Raw genomic sequence first — 17,087 nt, 5'->3', positions numbered from 1 at the left:
GAACCTCATTATGTAACCCCTAACAATTAAAAAATATCAATAAAATCAATTTATTATAGCATATGATTTTACGATTCGAATCCCTCTCTCTCCGCCATTTATCGTAAAATCAATGGGTTATATAAAAGGTGGGGAATTTTGATTCCTTTTATTTTTATTTTATTTTGTAATCCTAAATAAATTTTCATTATCTTGATGGTGTAGTTTGTAAATTCAACATCTTTAGTTTTTTGTTATTTTCAATTGACGTTTTTTCTATAAGAGATTGCTACGAATTATCCTTTCCAAAGTCGATAATTCATCATCACTCTGTCCCCAAATTGCTATAATGGCTGGGCAGGTATTTAAATCGATGGTTAGGGGTAGAGGCTCATTTTCTTTAAAAAAGAGCATAAAATGAACCACATTTTCCCAAGAATGAAGCTTTTGCCGCCATAGATTCATATCTTTTATAATACGCCCCCCAGTCTTGTTGATAAGAAAGAGAATACGCCCTTTTTTCTTAAAGCGGCTTGGTGTTGGCGAAAACACTCCCGCAATAAGGTTAACGGAGCTTTTCAGTAAATCATCTTCATAGCAATGCGCGAACAAGGAGGGTGCAATCCCTCCGTGGAGGCTGGCTCCCACTTCAATCATTACTAGACCGTGAGCGGTTTGCATGATCTCCATATGCGTAGGTCCATATTCAATCCCTACCGCGTGAATGCACTGTTTTGCATAAGAGATCAGAGCGGTATAAAGGGGGGCTTGAGCATCAAGCACATCAAGCGATTCATAAACAAAGGCACTTCCATTATGGATACCCTTTTTATAGCGCGATAAACTACATATCTTTATAGCCTCTCCTTTTACAACGGCATCTACGATGTATTCTTCTCCTTCCAATCTTTCTTGAAGCAAATAAGCCTCGTTAGGTACACCAAAAATATTTTTCTGTGTCCAGTCAATTTCAGAAATCCACGCTGCCACTTCCTCACGGCTAGAGAAAAACAAAACACCATCACTCCCAGCAGAATCGTTTGGCTTTATCACATAGCCGCTGGGGCTTTCAAAATCATTGAGAGCACAATCATCTTTTGTAAGAATCTTTGACCTTATATAGGATAAACCATTTTCACAAAGGCGCTTTTGCATTGCTGCTTTTTTCCGCCGCCAATCGGTGGTCAAGGGGTTGTTTCCAGAGCAACCATAATAAGCAGCCAATTGTTCTGCACAATAAATACCTCCTTCGGCACCTGCTATAACAGCTTCTATCGCGCCGATAGGAAAGCGCTGTTTTATCTCATCGATACTATGAAGTTTTGCTTCTGCCATACCTTCACCCTGATAAGAAAGCATGAAGTGTGAAAAAGGAATTGGTTGAGAGATAACACCGTAACAGGTATAGCCCAATTTTTGCAAAGCAGGGGCATAGAGAGCACCCGTGGAGAAAGGATCGACAATAAGAATGGTTTTGCTCATGCTTTGTCCCGCTGTGATGAAAGAAAAAGAACATAGATAAAGATTATGAATCCTATAAGGGGGAGAAGATAAATGGCTGCTTGGGGGCCCATAAGAGCAGAGCTTGTAAGAAGACCAAGAATAACATAACCCGCCGATTGGGAGAACGTATAAAGCATGCCACTATAGCTTCCCACCAGCTCTGCTTGAGTTTCTGTTTTTGTTGCTTCAATCATATGTTTGCGGGCGTTAATTCGCATGGTATTCATCGAAAAGCCAATAAAAAAGCAAAAGGCCACAGCCAAATAAGGTGATTGTGTGGTGCTAAAAATAAGATCAGCTAAACCCAACATAAGGGCTGGGAAGATGAATTCAAAGCGCGGGATTTTGATAAAAGCAGCCAAAAAAGCGCCCACACCTGCAACGGCGCTACAAAGTCCATAATATTCAGAGCCAAAATTTTTCACACTTTGAAAAAGAATGGTTGCCAGTGTATTATAGGCGCAAATGTGAAAGCCAATAAGGCCTATGCAGATGCATAAAAGTTTAAGCTCTAGGGAAAGCTTATCTGCTTGCGGTATAAGCGTTGGTTCTTTATCGGTGGCAGATGGCAAGCCATTTGTAGTGCACTCGGTACTATATTCATCGCGAAAGATAACATAACCGGCCACAAGGCTTATGATAATATCAAACACACAAATAGCTGCAATCAAACCATTATAGCCGATTTCAGCTGCTGCTCCTCGTGGGCTGGTGGCTTCTAAGAGATAACCACTCAATGCTGCTCCCAAAAAGGCACCAATTTGCACCACTGTTTGCATGATGCGGGAAGCCTTTTGCGCGCTAATATAACCACTAAGCGCGAGTTTAGTATTATAAGTCTCGAGTGTGCTTAGAGTGATCAAAGAGAGATAACCAATAGAGATAGAGACAGCAATAAAACCCAAAGGGGAGTCGACATAATGAAACAGAGCGATCAACAAAAGAAGGTTATAGATTACAATCCGTCTTTTGTATAAATCTCCCAATTGCAACGAGGCTTTAATGTGTACAAGACCACTTTTTTTCAAAAGATAAGGTGTAAGGGTCCCCAAAGCCATGGTTATCCCTAAAAAAATCGATGAGGATGTTATGCGATAAGCATTCCAAAGGTTACTTAAGAAGAGCACCATATCAGAAAAATAGAGCAGAACAACAAGCCCATAAAACCGAAACATTAGCTGTTTGCGCACATCACCCCCCATGTTGCCATCTCTTAAAAACACGCAATATTATAATCGGTGCACACGTTTATAAACAGTTAGTACATCTATTACTGGAGATGTCAAATTGTTTCGATAGGGGCATGATATAAAGTTGAACGCTGATATTTACTGTAATGATAGTCATTTTCAGAAATTTAAGTAGCGGGGGCGGCTAATATTTTTACTACGTCTTTTGCGGTTGTTCTTTTCTGATAAAGGGTTACTTTACTGGATGATAAGCACAACTATTTCTGAGAGCTATATTTTGTCTTCTCAAGAGTGTTTCTGCTTAATGCAAGGTTACGTGGTTATTCTTGATCATTGCTGTGATAGGCTTGGATTTTGAGCTGGCAACACCTCTCATTACCAGACAGAAATTATTTTATGGTCTCAGATTGAGGTGCGTGAGTGCAGCTTTAGGGGTTTTTTATACAACCAATTTGGATGGGATGACTTCGTTTTTTTGGGGGAGATTATAATGCGTTAAAAGATAATGAGGAGAATCATAGATGTAAGATTATTTTATATAGATGTAGAGTTCACTTCGATACAAAAGTTCCAAATTTCCCTGCACTTCATATTGTTTTATCAGCACAACCAATTGCTGCAAGTATTTTTCTCCATGGCGGGCAATGGCACGTTGCACTTGCGTTGAAGAGCGGCTCATACCCATAAAAGCTCCGGAGGGGATTGTCATCGTCCAATTGTGTGTATGTAAAGCAACTTTTTCTGGATTGACTCCAAGGCCATCACGCATTTCTTGTAAAAAATCAAAATTACGATAATAACGGGAATAGTGAGGGCTCATCTCCTCTAATAATGTCTCATAAGCAGCTAGAAATTGACTATTTTGAAAATCACGATTGTTTTGAATAACCGCCATGACACCTCTAGCGCGAAGTTGGCTTGAGACAGTGTTAAGCAATAGAGGGCGATCCATCTACTGAAACGCTTGTGCCGCAACAACAAGATCAACTTTGCCGATTTGGGGCAAGAGGCTTTCGGCTTTGCCGTGAGACCACTGCACGAAAGGAAATTTTCTTTGCCCCTGCTTAATCATATCTGCTGATACATCAATAGCATGATATTGGTGTTCATGGCCTAGAAATTTGACAATTCCCTCTAAAGCGATGCCTGTTCCAGCTCCCACATCCACAATGGACAAATGTTTTTTATCTTTAAAAGGGAGCAGCATGATTTTAAATAAGCTGAGGGGATAGCGTGGACGATAGCGGTCATAATCATCGGCCAATCCATCAAATTTTTCACTTTGTGATTGAATGGTGTGTAGCATGCGGTGGCCCCCCTTACGAATTGTCCTGTGCATAAAAAAGCTCTCCTTTGTCCATTATGTCAAATATAAATTCCAAAAGAAAGTTAAATGAAAGCTGCTCTTTGACCTCTTATATAGGGTTGATATTTACATTCTTTGCCACTTCAAATGACGCATTTTGAAGGCCTATTGTTTTTGTGCAAATCATGCCGAGATTCCATACATTCCTCTACAAATCTGTCTCACTTCTGGTGCGATACTTGATGCCTTTTATGAGCAATCAATAACCTGTTTGTGGAAATGACCAATCTCAAATCCTCTATCGTAAAAATAGATCATCTATTCGCTTTGTAGCTGTTATAAGCAAAATAACCCATTTCAGCGCTACTTTGTTATGTCTATGGTGCTAATGTAACGTGCAATGAAAGCAGAAATATTTATGAATCTTCAGTATTTTAAACTTACCCTACGTTATAACTAGAGTATTTTTTTCATAAAAAAATGTATTACGCTCTAACAAAATGAAGAATTTTGTTTCTTTAAATTTAATGAACTAAAATAAGAGCTAACTATATATTTTTAAATGTGATTATGTTGCACACTGAATGATGTGTGTATGAGGGAATGATTTATGTTCATTACAAATTTGAAAGAACGCGCTGCTTTATTTGAAAATAGAACTTTTCTCTATTTTACCTTGAGTGGTTTGTTTGCCACATTTGGAAACGGACTAAATTATATCGCATTATCATGGCTTGCCTACCATCAGACAAGTTCAATCCGTGGTGTAGCGTTGATGATGCTTTTTCTTTGGACGCCTAGCATTATTTTTGCACCTATTTTTGGCATATTGGCAGATAAATATAATCGTAAAGCACAGATTATCATTTCAAATCTTACGCGAGGTTTTATAATTGTGGGTTGGGTAATGCTTTGGCATTTTGACATAGCAATTGATTTGATGATCTTATCTGTTCTGTTGGGTATTTTTATCTCTTTTTATATGCCATCAGCAGTTCCTTTAATCCAAAGCATTGTTCTTAAAAAACAGCTCATCAATGCAAATGCAACCATCGACATGGTCTATGAACTTGGTACGATCATCGGCATGGGCTTGAGTGGATTTATACTCGCCTATGCAGGAACAAAAGGAGCACTTCTGATAGGCGGTATATTTTTTATTATTGCTGGTTTATTTAATTTTGCAATGAAAGTACCTAAAAACAAAAGATCTAAAAATCAAAGTAAGCAAAATTGGTGGGCAAATTATACAGCGTCCCTTCATTATTTTAAGCAGAATCCAGTTCTTTTTATGCCTTATGTAAGCCAGATGATTATTATGACGCTTTTGATGACCATCCCTGTTATTCTGGTTCCTTATACACAAGAAGTCTTAAACGCGGGTAGCGGGGCCTTTGCAATATTTGAGGCGCTTTATTCCATGGGTGTATTTACTGGTGCGCTTTTTTCTCCATTTTTTTGTAAAATTTTATCTATAAGGAAAACATTGGCACTTTTATTAGCTGTTATGGCTATCGGTCTTGTCATCCTGTCTGTCAATACACACATGCTTATTGTTTTTCCTGTTTATTTCATGATTGGATTTGGGCTTTCGAGTTGGGCTCTTTCGATTTCTTTATCGCAACTTTCTTGTGATCCCGAATATCAAGGAAGATTGCAGGCAAGTTTTAATGGTCTTTCTGGGTTTTTTATTCTTGGAGTCTATCTTATTATGGCAAGCGATAGCAGTAGCATATCACCACGATCGATATATTTCCTTCAAAGTATTGTTGCGCTTATAGGGATGCTCATCGTGCTATTTTATAAACATAAAAAACACTAACTTGTCTTTAAATACGTGATCAATATATGCCATGTTTATTACACATTTACCATGCCTTTCATATTTGTTTTTAAAGGGTGGCTACTAAGATTTACGCTTTTAACGAAGAAAGCATAATTAAAATAACAATTGTTTTGATGATCACTAAAAAGTATCGATATACTTATTTGATGAATATTAGTTTTGTGAGAAGTGTAAGAACGCAGTGCTTTAAAAATTTTATTTCTAAGTACAGCAAAAGTCAAAGCAATTAAGGAATTTCATAAGGGTGTTATGTTTCTTATTTGCGTTCTTCAAAGTCCATATGAAGGAGAATATCATCAATAGTCTCATCTTTCTGAGGATAAGAGCTTTTGCGACGATGCAAGGTTTGTATAATTTCTTTTTTTAAAATTGCATCTGTTTCGCTTAAACGGAGAATGCTGAGTTCCAATTCAAGAGATAAAGCCAAGTCTACACATAATTTAAGCTCTTCTCCAATGTCAAAACCACGTTGGTAGTCATCATAAAGACCAACAAGGGTATCGGATAATTCTTTATCGCATAAAGAGGCCATGCTCACTCCTCCACGTTGCGGTTTTTCCATATGGCTTTGATATTTTAGGTTTTACCCCACTGTCATCACCAAAACCGCCATGTATACCAACATGATAGTTTTGTCAATTTTCTGTAAAGCGTGAACTTTTAAGTCAATCTTTGTCAGACACGTCACTGCTCTAAGATTTTGCATTCCCCAATTATAAAAAGATGTGACAATATTGTTGCTATAGGGGCAGCGATATTTAAGATGCCTTGCTAAATAGCTTTTAATTTTTGCACAGTATAGGCCATTTTTATGATGAATCAAATGTCTTGAGATTGCATCATTGCTAATCAAAATCAAAGCAGTGTCATTGATATTAACCATAGGCAAGCAGAGTCTGTAAAGCTTTAGTCTTTGCATAAGGGGTAATGCTTTCATTTTTTGCAGAATACCAATTATCTTGCCTGTTTTGTATTGAGTTTTAGACATTGATAAACTTTTAACCTTATATTGTAATGTAAAAACTGTGGGAAGTACACTTATTAGATTCTTGCAAAGAGCTTTAAGTAGGTTTACTGGGCAGTTGGGTGAGAGGAACCGCGTTGCGCTTTTGGCTTTTTGGGCTTGTGAGAGAATATGGCTGCGAATTTTGAGAGAGCAGTCAGCAAAAATTTACTTGGCGTGCCATTAATAGGGTTGGCAGTGGCGCGTTTGGCTTTTTCATTGGGCTGTGTCCAAATATTTTTGACGCTGGAAAAGAGTCTTTGATAGGCTTAAGTTGTTCCAAGCTTATATTACAGAGGCGCAGTTCAGTAAAATACCACGGCGATCACATTTTTTGTGTGATTGTCATAAATTTCGCTCCTGTAAACAGATGCTGCAACATCCGTTTTTGTGGGGTTATGTTATGTAATACCTACCCAATATAACGGGTGCTAATAATAGGCATATAGCCTGAATAGGCTTTTGAAAATACCCAAATAGGCATTTGGAGTAATTTTTTTGGCACGTCCTGAAAAAGAACCTAAAACCGAATTAGCAAAACGGTTACGAAAAGTAAGAAGCTTGCTTGGTTTCAAGGAATGCAAACAATTTGCTAAACATTTTGATATTTCCGAAACAACTATGCGCAATTATGAAACGGGATTGCGAGAGCCTCCTGCATCTATATTGCGGGTATATAAAAATCGTTGTGGGATATCTTTAGATTGGCTCGTTACGGGTGAGGGTGAAATGTTTACAGATGCGGCAAAAGCGTCTGGTTTCAAATCACAAACGATTCCTGCTGGGCTGATGAAAAAGCTTGGACATTTAGCTTATACAACATATCATGATGCAAACACAACACTTTTTCCTGAAGATGTGGCAGAATTAGCAGCAGAGCTTTATGGAAAATTACAAGAGCTTATTGAAAATCTCAACGATATGGAAGAAGCCGAAGCCACTTTACCTCTTTTAAAACTTCATTTAAAGCGCAAAATCGAAGCTGAAGAAGCACATAAAACTCCCACAAGTGATTGAATTAACAATCTTCTAAAATAAAAGTCTCCTCTGCTATAAAATTCATTTTAAAGAAAAACGCATTGAGTAATAAAAATATCTACAAAAACAATAAATTATCGCATACTCTCTCCATTTAATTTTTTCAATATTCTTATATTTTTCTGAAAATAATTATCCTCTAGAATAGGTTATCCCATAAAAAAGAATGGATTTTTCATAACGGTCACAATCTACTACATTATAAAATAAGTCTAAAAAGTTATAATTTTCATACAGATAAGCACAACCGTTATCAAATAACTCTTTTTGTATTTAACAAAAAGTATTTTTGCAAATTTATAAAAAATTATTTTTTACACTCTTGCCATTCATTGGTTGCGCTTTATTTGAGAAGTAGAATTGCTCTTTAGTGAAACTGTTTTTTTTAAGAGAAAAATCGCAGTGTTTTTGAATGGAGATAACAGTATATTTTCAAGGTCTTGTGTTTTTATTTATTTTTAGCTTGAATCCCTCTAGCTAAAGGGGTTGGGGACTTTTCTAGATTCGATGTTGTTGCAAAGATTTTAGGCTGATGCCGAATGAAAGGCGGTTTCAGAGGGGGGAGTTTTTATTGATTAATTGGTTTTTGAGGTGCGCAAACCAAGCGTTTTGCCGTGAGTGTTTTTGCGCGTTGTAATGATGTTGAGCTCTGTTGGAGGAGGTTCTTATGAAAAAAAAATATTCCACACCAAATTTAATTAAAGCTGTCTCGCTCAGTGCGGCGATGGCCACACTTTTATCGAGCGTTTCTCCTGTTTTCGCTGCGAATCTCGCGATAGTGGGAGGGAGTAGTCAGAGTACACCTGGTACCGGTGTTTCCTATGCACATGGTAGCCATGGAAGTGTTGTTTTCGCAGGTGATGATGATTACTGCGGTGCAGACAATATCATCGGTCGTGGTGGCAAACAACAGCAGTCGATTGCTGATAATAAACGAATAACAGCACAAGAACAATATAACAGATTTATCAATGGCTACAAAGCTCCCAACGGAGGCGATCCTTATGGTATGAATACTAATAATACTAAGATTACTTGGTCGGGTGACGGGAATCTGAGTGGCAATAATAGCTATATGGGGAAAGCTAGTACTAATGGTAGTGTAAATGCACTGCCTGAGGCTTATGGTGTTTATTCTTTTGCAACGGGCTGTGGTTCTGCGGCAACAGGAAATTATTCCACAGCATTTGGTGCTGGTGCAACCGCAAAAACTGGTGGGTCACAAGCTTTTGGTGTTTCTGCACTTGCAAGTGGTAAAGCAACAGTTGCTATAGGTATAGGTTCAGAAGCTTCTGGGGAATCTTCTGTTGCTTTTGGTGGTCTTACAACCGCTTCTGGTAAAGAGAGTATAGCTTTAGGTTTCAGAACAAAGGCAAGCGAGCAATATGCGATTGCTATAGGTGCTCGGGCTGAAGCGAAAGCTTCAGGTGCTATTGCAATAGGTGGTAGCGAACCTGTGGAAGATGGTGGACAAGAGAGATACGTACAGGCAGATGCTAAAGATGCGATTGCTATAGGTTCTTTTGCTCATGCTGCGAAGGAGGATTCTGTTGCAATTGGTTCAAATGCACAAGTCCGTGTTGTAGATGGTGTTGCTATCGGTGGTGGTTCTGTCTCTGAGAGAGCAGCGAGAAGTAAGGGGTATGATCCTGCAACAGGTAAATCGACAACAGAGACTGATGATAGAGCATGGGTAAGTAATTCAGGGGGGGTTAGCGTTGGTTCTGATGGGCTAACACGACAAATTACCAGTGTGGCTGCTGGTACTGAAGATACCGATGCTGTAAACGTAGCACAGTTAAAAGCTCTAAGAAGTATCGTGGGAGAAGGAGGAGGAGGAGCGTGGAAACTTTCTGCTAACGATACAGATCCTACAGATGTGAATTCAGGAAATATCGTGGATTTTTCAGTGAAAAATAGTGAAGTCGGAAAAGATAACTTAACAATTGAAAAACACAATGAAAACAAGAAGCATAAAATGCAATTTGCCTTAAGTGATAATCTTAAGTTGACGAGCGTTACGACAAACAGAAGTTCTATGAGCGATGATGGTTTTATATTTAAGGATGGAGCAAAAATAACTGTAGATGGTATTGATGCTGGCAATAAAGCCATTACGAGTGTAGCAGATGCAACTGAAGATGATGATGCGGTCAATTATAAACAGCTAAAAGATGTAAAAACACTTGCAGAAAAAGGCTGGAAACTTTCTGTTGATGGTAACAACGCTACAGACGTTAAAGCTGGTAGTACAGTAGATCTTGTTGCGGGTGCTGATGATAACGATAATAAAAACATCAAAATTGTCAAAAGTGATGACAATAAAGTTACATTTACTTTAGCTGATGATATTAATGTAACGTCTGTCACAGCAGGAGAAAGCGTTATGGATGCTGCTGGCTTTAGGTTTACTGATGGTGATGGGCCGAGTATAACTGTTAAAGGCATTAATGCTGGTGATAAAACGATTAAAGGAGTAGCGGCAGGGGAAGGAGATACCGATGCTGTGAATTATAAACAGTTGAAAGACTTTACAGCAGGGATGGAAACTGGCTGGAAACTTTCTGTTGATGGTAACAACGCTACAGACGTTAAAGCTGGAAGTACAGTAAATCTTGTTGCGGGTGAGAATAAAGGCGGTGACAAAAATATAACAATTGTCAAAAGTGATGACAATGGCAATAAAGTTACATTTACTTTAAATGATAAGCTTAAATTGACAAGTGTCACTGCAGGCAATAGCTTTATAGATAGTGATGGCTTTAAGTTTATTGATGGCAATGGGCCGAGTATAACTGTGAATGGTATTAATGCTGGCGATAAAAAAATTGCAAAAGTGAAAGCTGGAACTGATGACACTGATGCTGTAAATTATAAACAGCTGAAAGAGATACAAACACTTGCAGAAAAAGGTTGGCAGCTTTCTGTTGATGGTAGCAACGCTACAGACGTTACAGCTGGTAGTACAGTAGATCTTGTTGCCGGTGAGAATGAGGATGGCAGCAAAAACATCAAAATTGTCAAAAGCGATGGCAATAAAGTTACATTTACTTTGAATGATGACCTTAAGTTGACGAGTGTCACGACAAAAAACAGCATGATGAGTGACGAAGGCTTTACGTTTGTTGATGGTGGGCCAAGTATAACTGTGAAAGGTATTGATGCTGATGATAAAAAAATTACAAAAGTGAAAGCTGGAACTGATGACACTGATGCTGTAAATTATAAACAGTTGCAAGAGTTTACAGCAGGGATAGAAACGGGCTGGAAGCTTTCTGTCAATGGCGATGATGCTACAAATGTTAAAGCTGGAAGTACAGTAGATCTTGTTGCGGGTGCTGATGATAACGGTAATAAAAACATCAAAATTGTCAAAAATGATAGCAATAGCAACACTGTAGAATTTGGTTTGGCTGATGATATTAATGTAATGTCTGTCACAGCAGGAGAAAGCATTATGAGTGCTGCTGGCTTTATGTTTACTGATGGTGATGGGCCGAGTATAACTGTTAAAGGCATTAATGCTGGTGATAAAACGATTAAGGGAGTAGCGGCAGGGGAAGGAGATACCGATGCTGTGAATTATAAACAGTTGAAAGAGTTTACAGCAGGGATAGAAACGGGCTGGAAGCTTTCTGTCAATGGCGGTAATGCTACAAATGTTAAAGCTGGAAGTACAGTAGATCTTATTGCCGTTAAGCATGACGAAGAGGGGGAACTCACAAATATCAAAATTGTAAGAGGCGATAACAATGAGATCAAGTTTGATTTAGAAGAACACATTAAAGTTGGCAGTATAGACGTAGGGGGTAAAACTAGTTTAACTGCTAATGGCTTAACGATTAAAAATGGTGGTCCAAGGATAACATCTGGCGGTATTCATGCGGCTAATAAAACGATTACAGGAGTAGCAGACGGTGTTTTGGAAAATGATGCTGTAAATTTTTCACAGTTGAAGAAAGTAAAAGATCAGATTAGTAATGTAACGGAAAATAACCTTGTTAAATGGGATGAAGGCAAAAAGCTTATTACCATTGGTAAGGAAAAAGGCGGTACAAAAATTGATATCACAGGTACTGACGGAGAGCGGACTATAGCTGGTGTGAAAGATGGAGATATTTCAAAAAATTCAAAAGAAGCAATAAATGGTAGCCAGATTAATAAAATCTCTGGAGATATTGCAAAATTTTTTGGTGGTGGTACGGAATTTAATAACGGAGTTTTTACAAGGCCAAGGTACAATTTAACGACTATTGATGCAAATAGTGAAGTCACGCAGAAGGAATATAATAATGTTGGTGATGCTTTGTCAGGGCTTGATACAAATATAAGGAATGTTAATCATCACTTTATAAATGCAATAAATGATGTTGCTAAATATTTCGGTGGTGGTGCTGGATATGATGAAAATAAAGAATGGCATGCTCCTGTTTTTAAAGTCTATACAGTAAACGCTAATGGTTCAGTTTCTGAACAACCCTATGATAATGTTGCATCTGCATTTGAAGGTGTAAACAATACTTTCACGAATATTCACAATCAAATCTCTGATATAACAAAGAATAGTCTTGTTAAGCAGGAGGAAGAATATAGTCTTATCACGATTGGTAAAGAAACAGGGGGGACGAAGATCAGCATTGCAAATAAAGATGGTAAAGAAAGAACACTTTCTGATGTCAAAGATGGCAGCATTTCTGAAAATTCTCACGATGCCATTAATGGTAGTCAGATTAATAAAATATCACAAGATATTGCAGATTACTTTGGTGGTGGTGCAAAGCTTATTAATGGTGCTATTAAGGAACTGAAATATACTTTATCTACTATTGTAGATGGTGAAGAAGGGAAGGCTGATTTTATTAACGTTGGTGCAGCTTTAAAAGGTCTTGATAAGAATGTACTAGATGTGAATAAACGCTTAAAGAATGTATCCAATGAGTTTAATCAGAAGATTGAAGGGATCTCAAAAGATGCTTTATTGTGGGATGATGAAGAGGAAGCATTTGTTGCACGTCATGAAAAAGACGGACAGAAGACAAACAGCAAATTGAAGTATCTTTTGGATGGTGACATTGCCAAAGGTTCAACGGATGCCATTACCGGTAATCAACTTTATCTCATGAGCAACCAGCTTGCCAATTATTTCGGTGGCGGTGCTAAATATGAGAATGGCAAATGGATAGCACCTAGTTTCAAGATTGTTCAAGTTGATGCGAATGGTAAAACTGTTGAGAATAACTATAATACAGTTGCTGATGCTTTTGGTGGTATTAACAGTGGAATGTCAAATATTAATGACCGTATTGATGATGTCATCAACAAGGTCGATTCAGATGCTTTAAAGTGGAATAAGGATAAAGGAGCCTATGATGCTAGCCATGATGGGAAACCAAGTAAGATTATCAATGTAGCAGATGGTAGAATTGCAGAAGATTCAAAAGATGCAGTCAATGGTGGACAGCTTTGGCAAACCAATGAGCGTGTTTCAAAGGTTGAAAATCATATTACGGATGTTGAAAAACATGTTGATAACATTGATAATAAAGTTAACGGTCTTGTTGATGGGGTTGTTCTCTATGACAGAGATGCAAATGGCAAAAAGACTAATAAAGTCACATTAGCAGGTGGCGATCCTAGTGAACCAGTGTTGATTGATAATGTTGCTGATGGTAAAATTGAAAAAGGTTCGAAAGAAGCTGTAAATGGTGGTCAACTACGTAATTATACCCAAGAACAGATGAAAATTGTTCTCAATGAATCAAAACAATATACAGATCAAAAGATCCATAATATTACGATTGATGCAATTGACGAAGCTGTTGATAAGTCCAAACAATATACCGATGTGAAGTTTGATGCTTTAAATTACAGCATAGAAGGTGTGCGCAAAGAAGCAAGACAAGCAGCAGCGATTGGTTTAGCGGTATCTAATTTACGCTACAATGATACACCTGGAAAGTTAAGCATTGGATTTGGTACTGGTTTATGGCGTAGTCAATCTGCGTTTGCCTTTGGTGCTGGTTATACATCAGAGAAGGGAAATATTCGGTCGAATGTATCTGTTACCACTTCCGGTGGTCATTGGGGGGTAGGTGCGGGTTTCAATATGACTCTGAACTGATAATAAACGAAATATCTAAGCAAAAACTTCATTCGCCCTTGTCTTATGAGACAGGGGTGAATTATTTTTGTGTCTGTAAGAAAATATGTATATATAAATTGATAAGGGACATAAGGATAAATACAGGTTTAAAAAACAAAAAAACTTGTACTCTCACTAACGGACTTTCGGACTTTTAAAAGATGCAATTTTTTACAAATTACATGTTGATTATTTTCTACTTTTAAATTTTGTAGCTAAAGGATTGACAGCATTATACAGGTAGAAAAAATGAAAACTCTTCTACTCTCTGCAAAACTACTAGTAATTTTCTTCTGAGGAAAAATATATTTTTATTTATTAAAGACAGTGATAAAAATGATACATTAAGTCAGCCTATAGCAACTTATTTCGTAATGGGTTACCTTTTGTGATCCGAGGCTTTTATCAAGATAAAATAGACTACCCCCCATCTTAAGGCATTTTCAAAAAAAATCCCAATCTTACTCAAAATACACCTCCCTTTAGCATTGCGTCAAAACAGAAAAAAGCTCTTTTTTCATTATTCTAACACTTGCTCTCTAAACGAAATAGGACAATCAAAAATGAGGCAAATAATATTCTTCTTTAAAAAAATAATTAATGAGTATAGAAATTAATCAAATTTTAACCAATATACGAAAAATTAACACTTGCTTTCTTAGGAAAGATAACAAAGAGCAAAACACATTCATTATAACATCTAAGCGCGTAGTTTCTTTACTTTTTCAATTACATCTCAAATTTTTAAATATGTAAAAAACTAAAAAAAACTTCTAGCTTTTAAATGTGTCTTTTTTGTGTTTATAGTTATTTTTTTCATTGGGGAATTTTTTATGAAAAAATTATATACAAAATTAGCGGGCAATGATTCAAAATCTTCTCGTTTTCCTTTTATTAAAGTTCTATCATTGACTTCAATAGGTGCGATTTTATCGAGCGTTTCTCCTGTTTTTTCGAAAACAAAAGAAGAAGTTTCTATAAACATAAAAAATGCTGCTATTGGGGTGTTTCCACAAAGTATTATCTCTGTTTATGATAACTCTAGCAGTTATTTAGGGTCTTTTAATGTATCAAAAGATTATTTAACAGTGTTGAATACGGCGCTGACACCAAAGGTGAATGCTTCTAGTGATTATGCCAATTTTTTAACCAGAGCTCTTCGGGGGGCGGGTGTAGATAATAACGAAGATACAGCTATCATTAATGTATCTGATGTCTCGCGAAATAATTTAATCACAAGTCTGCCGCGTAATAGCGGATGGCAACGTGGGGTAGCTCAAGGGGCAGTTGGCACGAATGTCATGTTTGGTGCAGATATAAAAACAGCCCCAAATGCCCATAGCCAGAATGATAATGTTGCTATTGGAGCTAATATATCAATACAATCTCCAGACTCAGTTGCTGTTGGTTATGGTGCGGAGATAGATAATAAGTTTTCTGTTGCGGTCGGTCATTTAGCTCATAGTGTGGGTGAAGGTAGTATCGCAATAGGTGGCGAAGGTAGGTTGGATGCTAACCCGATTCCTCCAGAGGGGCGTACAGTAGCAAAAGGTGAAGGATCCATAGCTATTGGACGTCGTGCGAATATAGCTTTTAGTGATTATACAAGATCATCAGGAAAATACTCTATAACTTGGGGTGATAACACAGAGGCGGCAGGAGACGAGAGCATAGCTATAGGTCATATGGCTCACGCTTTAGGGAAAAGCAGTATCGCATTGGGTTCTGAATATAATAAAAATAGTGAACATGGAAAGGATGATTATACGACTGCCAAGGGTGATTATTCAACAGCTTTGGGTTCTGTTTCTAAGTCTATTGCAGGTGGGGCAACAGCAGTTGGACATCGTGCATATGCAGGGGAAGAAGACGCTGTTTCTATAGGGTTTTATTCGAAAGCAAATGCAGATCATGCTGTTGCTTTAGGTGCTAATTCTATAGCTACAGTTGCTGCTGGTGTTGCAGGCTATAATCCTCTTAAAGCAGCGACAGATGATAATTTTGCATGGAAAAGTACTTATGGTGCCGTCAGTGTTGGTGATATTGCTAATAAAAGAACACGGCAAATTGGAGGAGTTGCAGCAGGTAGTGCAGATACGGATGCGGTCAATATTGCGCAGTTAAAGTCATTACAAACCTATGTAGATAAAGGCTGGAAACTTTCTGTTGACGGTAAAAATGCTAAAGCTGTGGGGATAGACGATACAGTAGATTTAGCAGCTGGAAGTAGCAACCTTAGCATTACCAAAGGCGAAGGCGATAATCATGTAAAATTTGATCTCGCGAAGGATATTACACTTAATAAGATAACAGTAGGATCCAATACTCTAGACGCAACAGGTTTAATTATTAAGGATGGTCCTCAAATAACGATTGAAGGTATTAATGCTGGCAGTAAACAGATCACAGGTGTAAAAGCCGGTACGAATGATACCGACGCTGTGAATGTTGCACAGCTAAAAGCAATGCAAACAGCAGTGGCTGTAAAGGGTTTGAAAATTAACACAGCTAGCAATGATTTTAAAGATGCGAGTGCTGAAGGGCAATCTTCAGTTGCTATAGGTTCTGAGGCATTTGCATCTGGTGTTAATACTGTAGCTTTGGGGATGAAATCGCAAGCAACGGTGAATTCAGGAGTTGCTATAGGAGCGTATTCTGTAGCGGATGTTAGTGGTAGTATTTCTGGTTATGACCCTTTGACAGGTAATGAATCAGGTGAAATAAGTTACGAGTGGAAAAGTACGTTAGGTGCCGTTAGTGTTGGTAATATTTCTGGAATGCAGTCGCGGCAAATTGGAGGAGTTGCAGCGGGTAGTGCAGATACTGATGCGGTGAATGTTGCACAGTTAAAATCCTTACGGAACTACGTGAGCAAAGGCTGGAAACTGTCTGTTGATGGTAAAAATGCTAAAGCTGTTTCTATAGACGACTCGATAGATTTTTCAGCTGCAAGTAGCAATTTCGAAGTCACAAAAGGCACGGATAACAATAACATAAAATTTGACCTAGCGAAGGAAATTACGCTCAACAGCGTAACAATAGGTGAGAATATTTTAGATGCAAAAGGCTTGAAAATCGCG

Annotated in this window: 8 protein-coding genes and 2 pseudogenes; 4 read left to right on the top strand and 6 right to left on the bottom strand. The window is 37.9% G+C overall.

Going from position 1 to position 17,087, the window contains the following annotated elements:
- Nucleotides 1-255: 255 nt before the first annotated feature.
- The 3 genes and pseudogenes from BN202_RS07500 to BN202_RS07490 all read right to left on the bottom strand — a co-directional run bounded on the left by BN202_RS07500 (nucleotide 256) and on the right by BN202_RS07490 (nucleotide 3,978).
- Nucleotides 256-1,461, bottom strand: a complete 1,206-nt coding sequence (locus BN202_RS07500) for an ATP-grasp domain-containing protein (protein ID WP_019220018.1) — start codon at nucleotides 1,459-1,461, stop codon at nucleotides 256-258.
- Nucleotides 1,458-2,684, bottom strand: coding sequence for an MFS transporter (locus tag BN202_RS07495; RefSeq protein WP_019220017.1), 1,227 nt, complete (start codon nucleotides 2,682-2,684; stop codon nucleotides 1,458-1,460). The genes BN202_RS07500 and BN202_RS07495 overlap by 4 nt, the downstream gene beginning before the upstream one ends.
- A gap of 517 nt (nucleotides 2,685-3,201) precedes the next feature.
- Nucleotides 3,202-3,978: pseudogene (locus BN202_RS07490) on the bottom strand (class I SAM-dependent methyltransferase).
- 610 nt (nucleotides 3,979-4,588) lie between these two features.
- Here BN202_RS07490 and BN202_RS07485 point away from each other — a divergent pair.
- On the top strand, nucleotides 4,589-5,800 hold the full coding sequence (locus tag BN202_RS07485; protein WP_019220014.1) for an MFS transporter: 1,212 nt from the start codon (nucleotides 4,589-4,591) through the stop codon (nucleotides 5,798-5,800).
- A gap of 280 nt (nucleotides 5,801-6,080) precedes the next feature.
- Here the strand turns inward: BN202_RS07485 and BN202_RS07480 are convergent, their stop codons facing one another.
- Together BN202_RS07480 and BN202_RS07475 are read right to left on the bottom strand one after the other, a co-directional pair.
- Nucleotides 6,081-6,356, bottom strand: a complete 276-nt coding sequence (locus BN202_RS07480; protein ID WP_034987786.1) for a hypothetical protein — start codon at nucleotides 6,354-6,356, stop codon at nucleotides 6,081-6,083.
- A 51-nt stretch (nucleotides 6,357-6,407) separates the two neighbouring features.
- The gene (locus tag BN202_RS07475; RefSeq protein WP_019220012.1) at nucleotides 6,408-6,812 is read right to left on the bottom strand and encodes a hypothetical protein; all 405 of its coding nucleotides are present in this window, start codon (nucleotides 6,810-6,812) and stop codon (nucleotides 6,408-6,410) included.
- Nucleotides 6,813-7,325: 513 nt separating this feature from the next.
- On the opposite strand from BN202_RS07475, the gene BN202_RS07470 reads away from it, so the two are divergent.
- Nucleotides 7,326-7,844 carry a helix-turn-helix domain-containing protein gene (locus BN202_RS07470; RefSeq protein ID WP_019220010.1) on the top strand — a complete coding sequence of 173 codons (519 nt, stop codon included), beginning with the start codon at nucleotides 7,326-7,328 and terminating at the stop codon, nucleotides 7,842-7,844.
- Nucleotides 7,845-8,532: 688 nt separating this feature from the next.
- Nucleotides 8,533-13,986: a Vomp family autotransporter gene (locus BN202_RS07465; RefSeq protein ID WP_019220009.1), complete on the top strand. Its 5,454-nt coding sequence runs from the start codon at nucleotides 8,533-8,535 to the stop codon at nucleotides 13,984-13,986.
- A gap of 781 nt (nucleotides 13,987-14,767) precedes the next feature.
- On the opposite strand, the gene BN202_RS10370 is transcribed toward BN202_RS07465, so the two are convergent.
- Nucleotides 14,768-14,992 (bottom strand): hypothetical protein, encoded by a 225-nt coding sequence (locus BN202_RS10370; protein ID WP_244426431.1) that lies wholly within the window; start codon nucleotides 14,990-14,992, stop codon nucleotides 14,768-14,770.
- 19 nt (nucleotides 14,993-15,011) lie between these two features.
- Between BN202_RS10370 and BN202_RS07460 the strand changes: the two are divergent.
- Nucleotides 15,012-17,087, top strand: a pseudogene (locus BN202_RS07460) (hypothetical protein); the annotation flags it as partial.

This window comes from Bartonella florencae, assembly GCF_000312525.1.
Classification (GTDB): Bacteria; Pseudomonadota; Alphaproteobacteria; order Rhizobiales; family Rhizobiaceae; genus Bartonella; species Bartonella florencae.
The sequence above is the reverse complement of the archived record's forward strand: the minus strand, read 5'-3'. Positions and strand labels throughout refer to the sequence as shown.

What these genes read in the sequence shown, in the direction of transcription:
- BN202_RS07500 (WP_019220018.1), bottom strand. Translation starts at nt 1,461, where the DNA reads ATGAGCAAAACCATTCTTATTGTCGATCCTTTCTCCACGGGTGCTCTC.
- BN202_RS07495 (WP_019220017.1), bottom strand. Translation starts at nt 2,684, where the DNA reads ATGGGGGGTGATGTGCGCAAACAGCTAATGTTTCGGTTTTATGGGCTT.
- BN202_RS07465 (WP_019220009.1), top strand. Translation starts at nt 8,533, where the DNA reads ATGAAAAAAAAATATTCCACACCAAATTTAATTAAAGCTGTCTCGCTC.
- BN202_RS07485 (WP_019220014.1), top strand. Translation starts at nt 4,589, where the DNA reads ATGTTCATTACAAATTTGAAAGAACGCGCTGCTTTATTTGAAAATAGA.
- BN202_RS10370 (WP_244426431.1), bottom strand. Translation starts at nt 14,992, where the DNA reads ATGTTTATAGAAACTTCTTCTTTTGTTTTCGAAAAAACAGGAGAAACG.
- BN202_RS07480 (WP_034987786.1), bottom strand. Translation starts at nt 6,356, where the DNA reads ATGGCCTCTTTATGCGATAAAGAATTATCCGATACCCTTGTTGGTCTT.
- BN202_RS07475 (WP_019220012.1), bottom strand. Translation starts at nt 6,812, where the DNA reads ATGTCTAAAACTCAATACAAAACAGGCAAGATAATTGGTATTCTGCAA.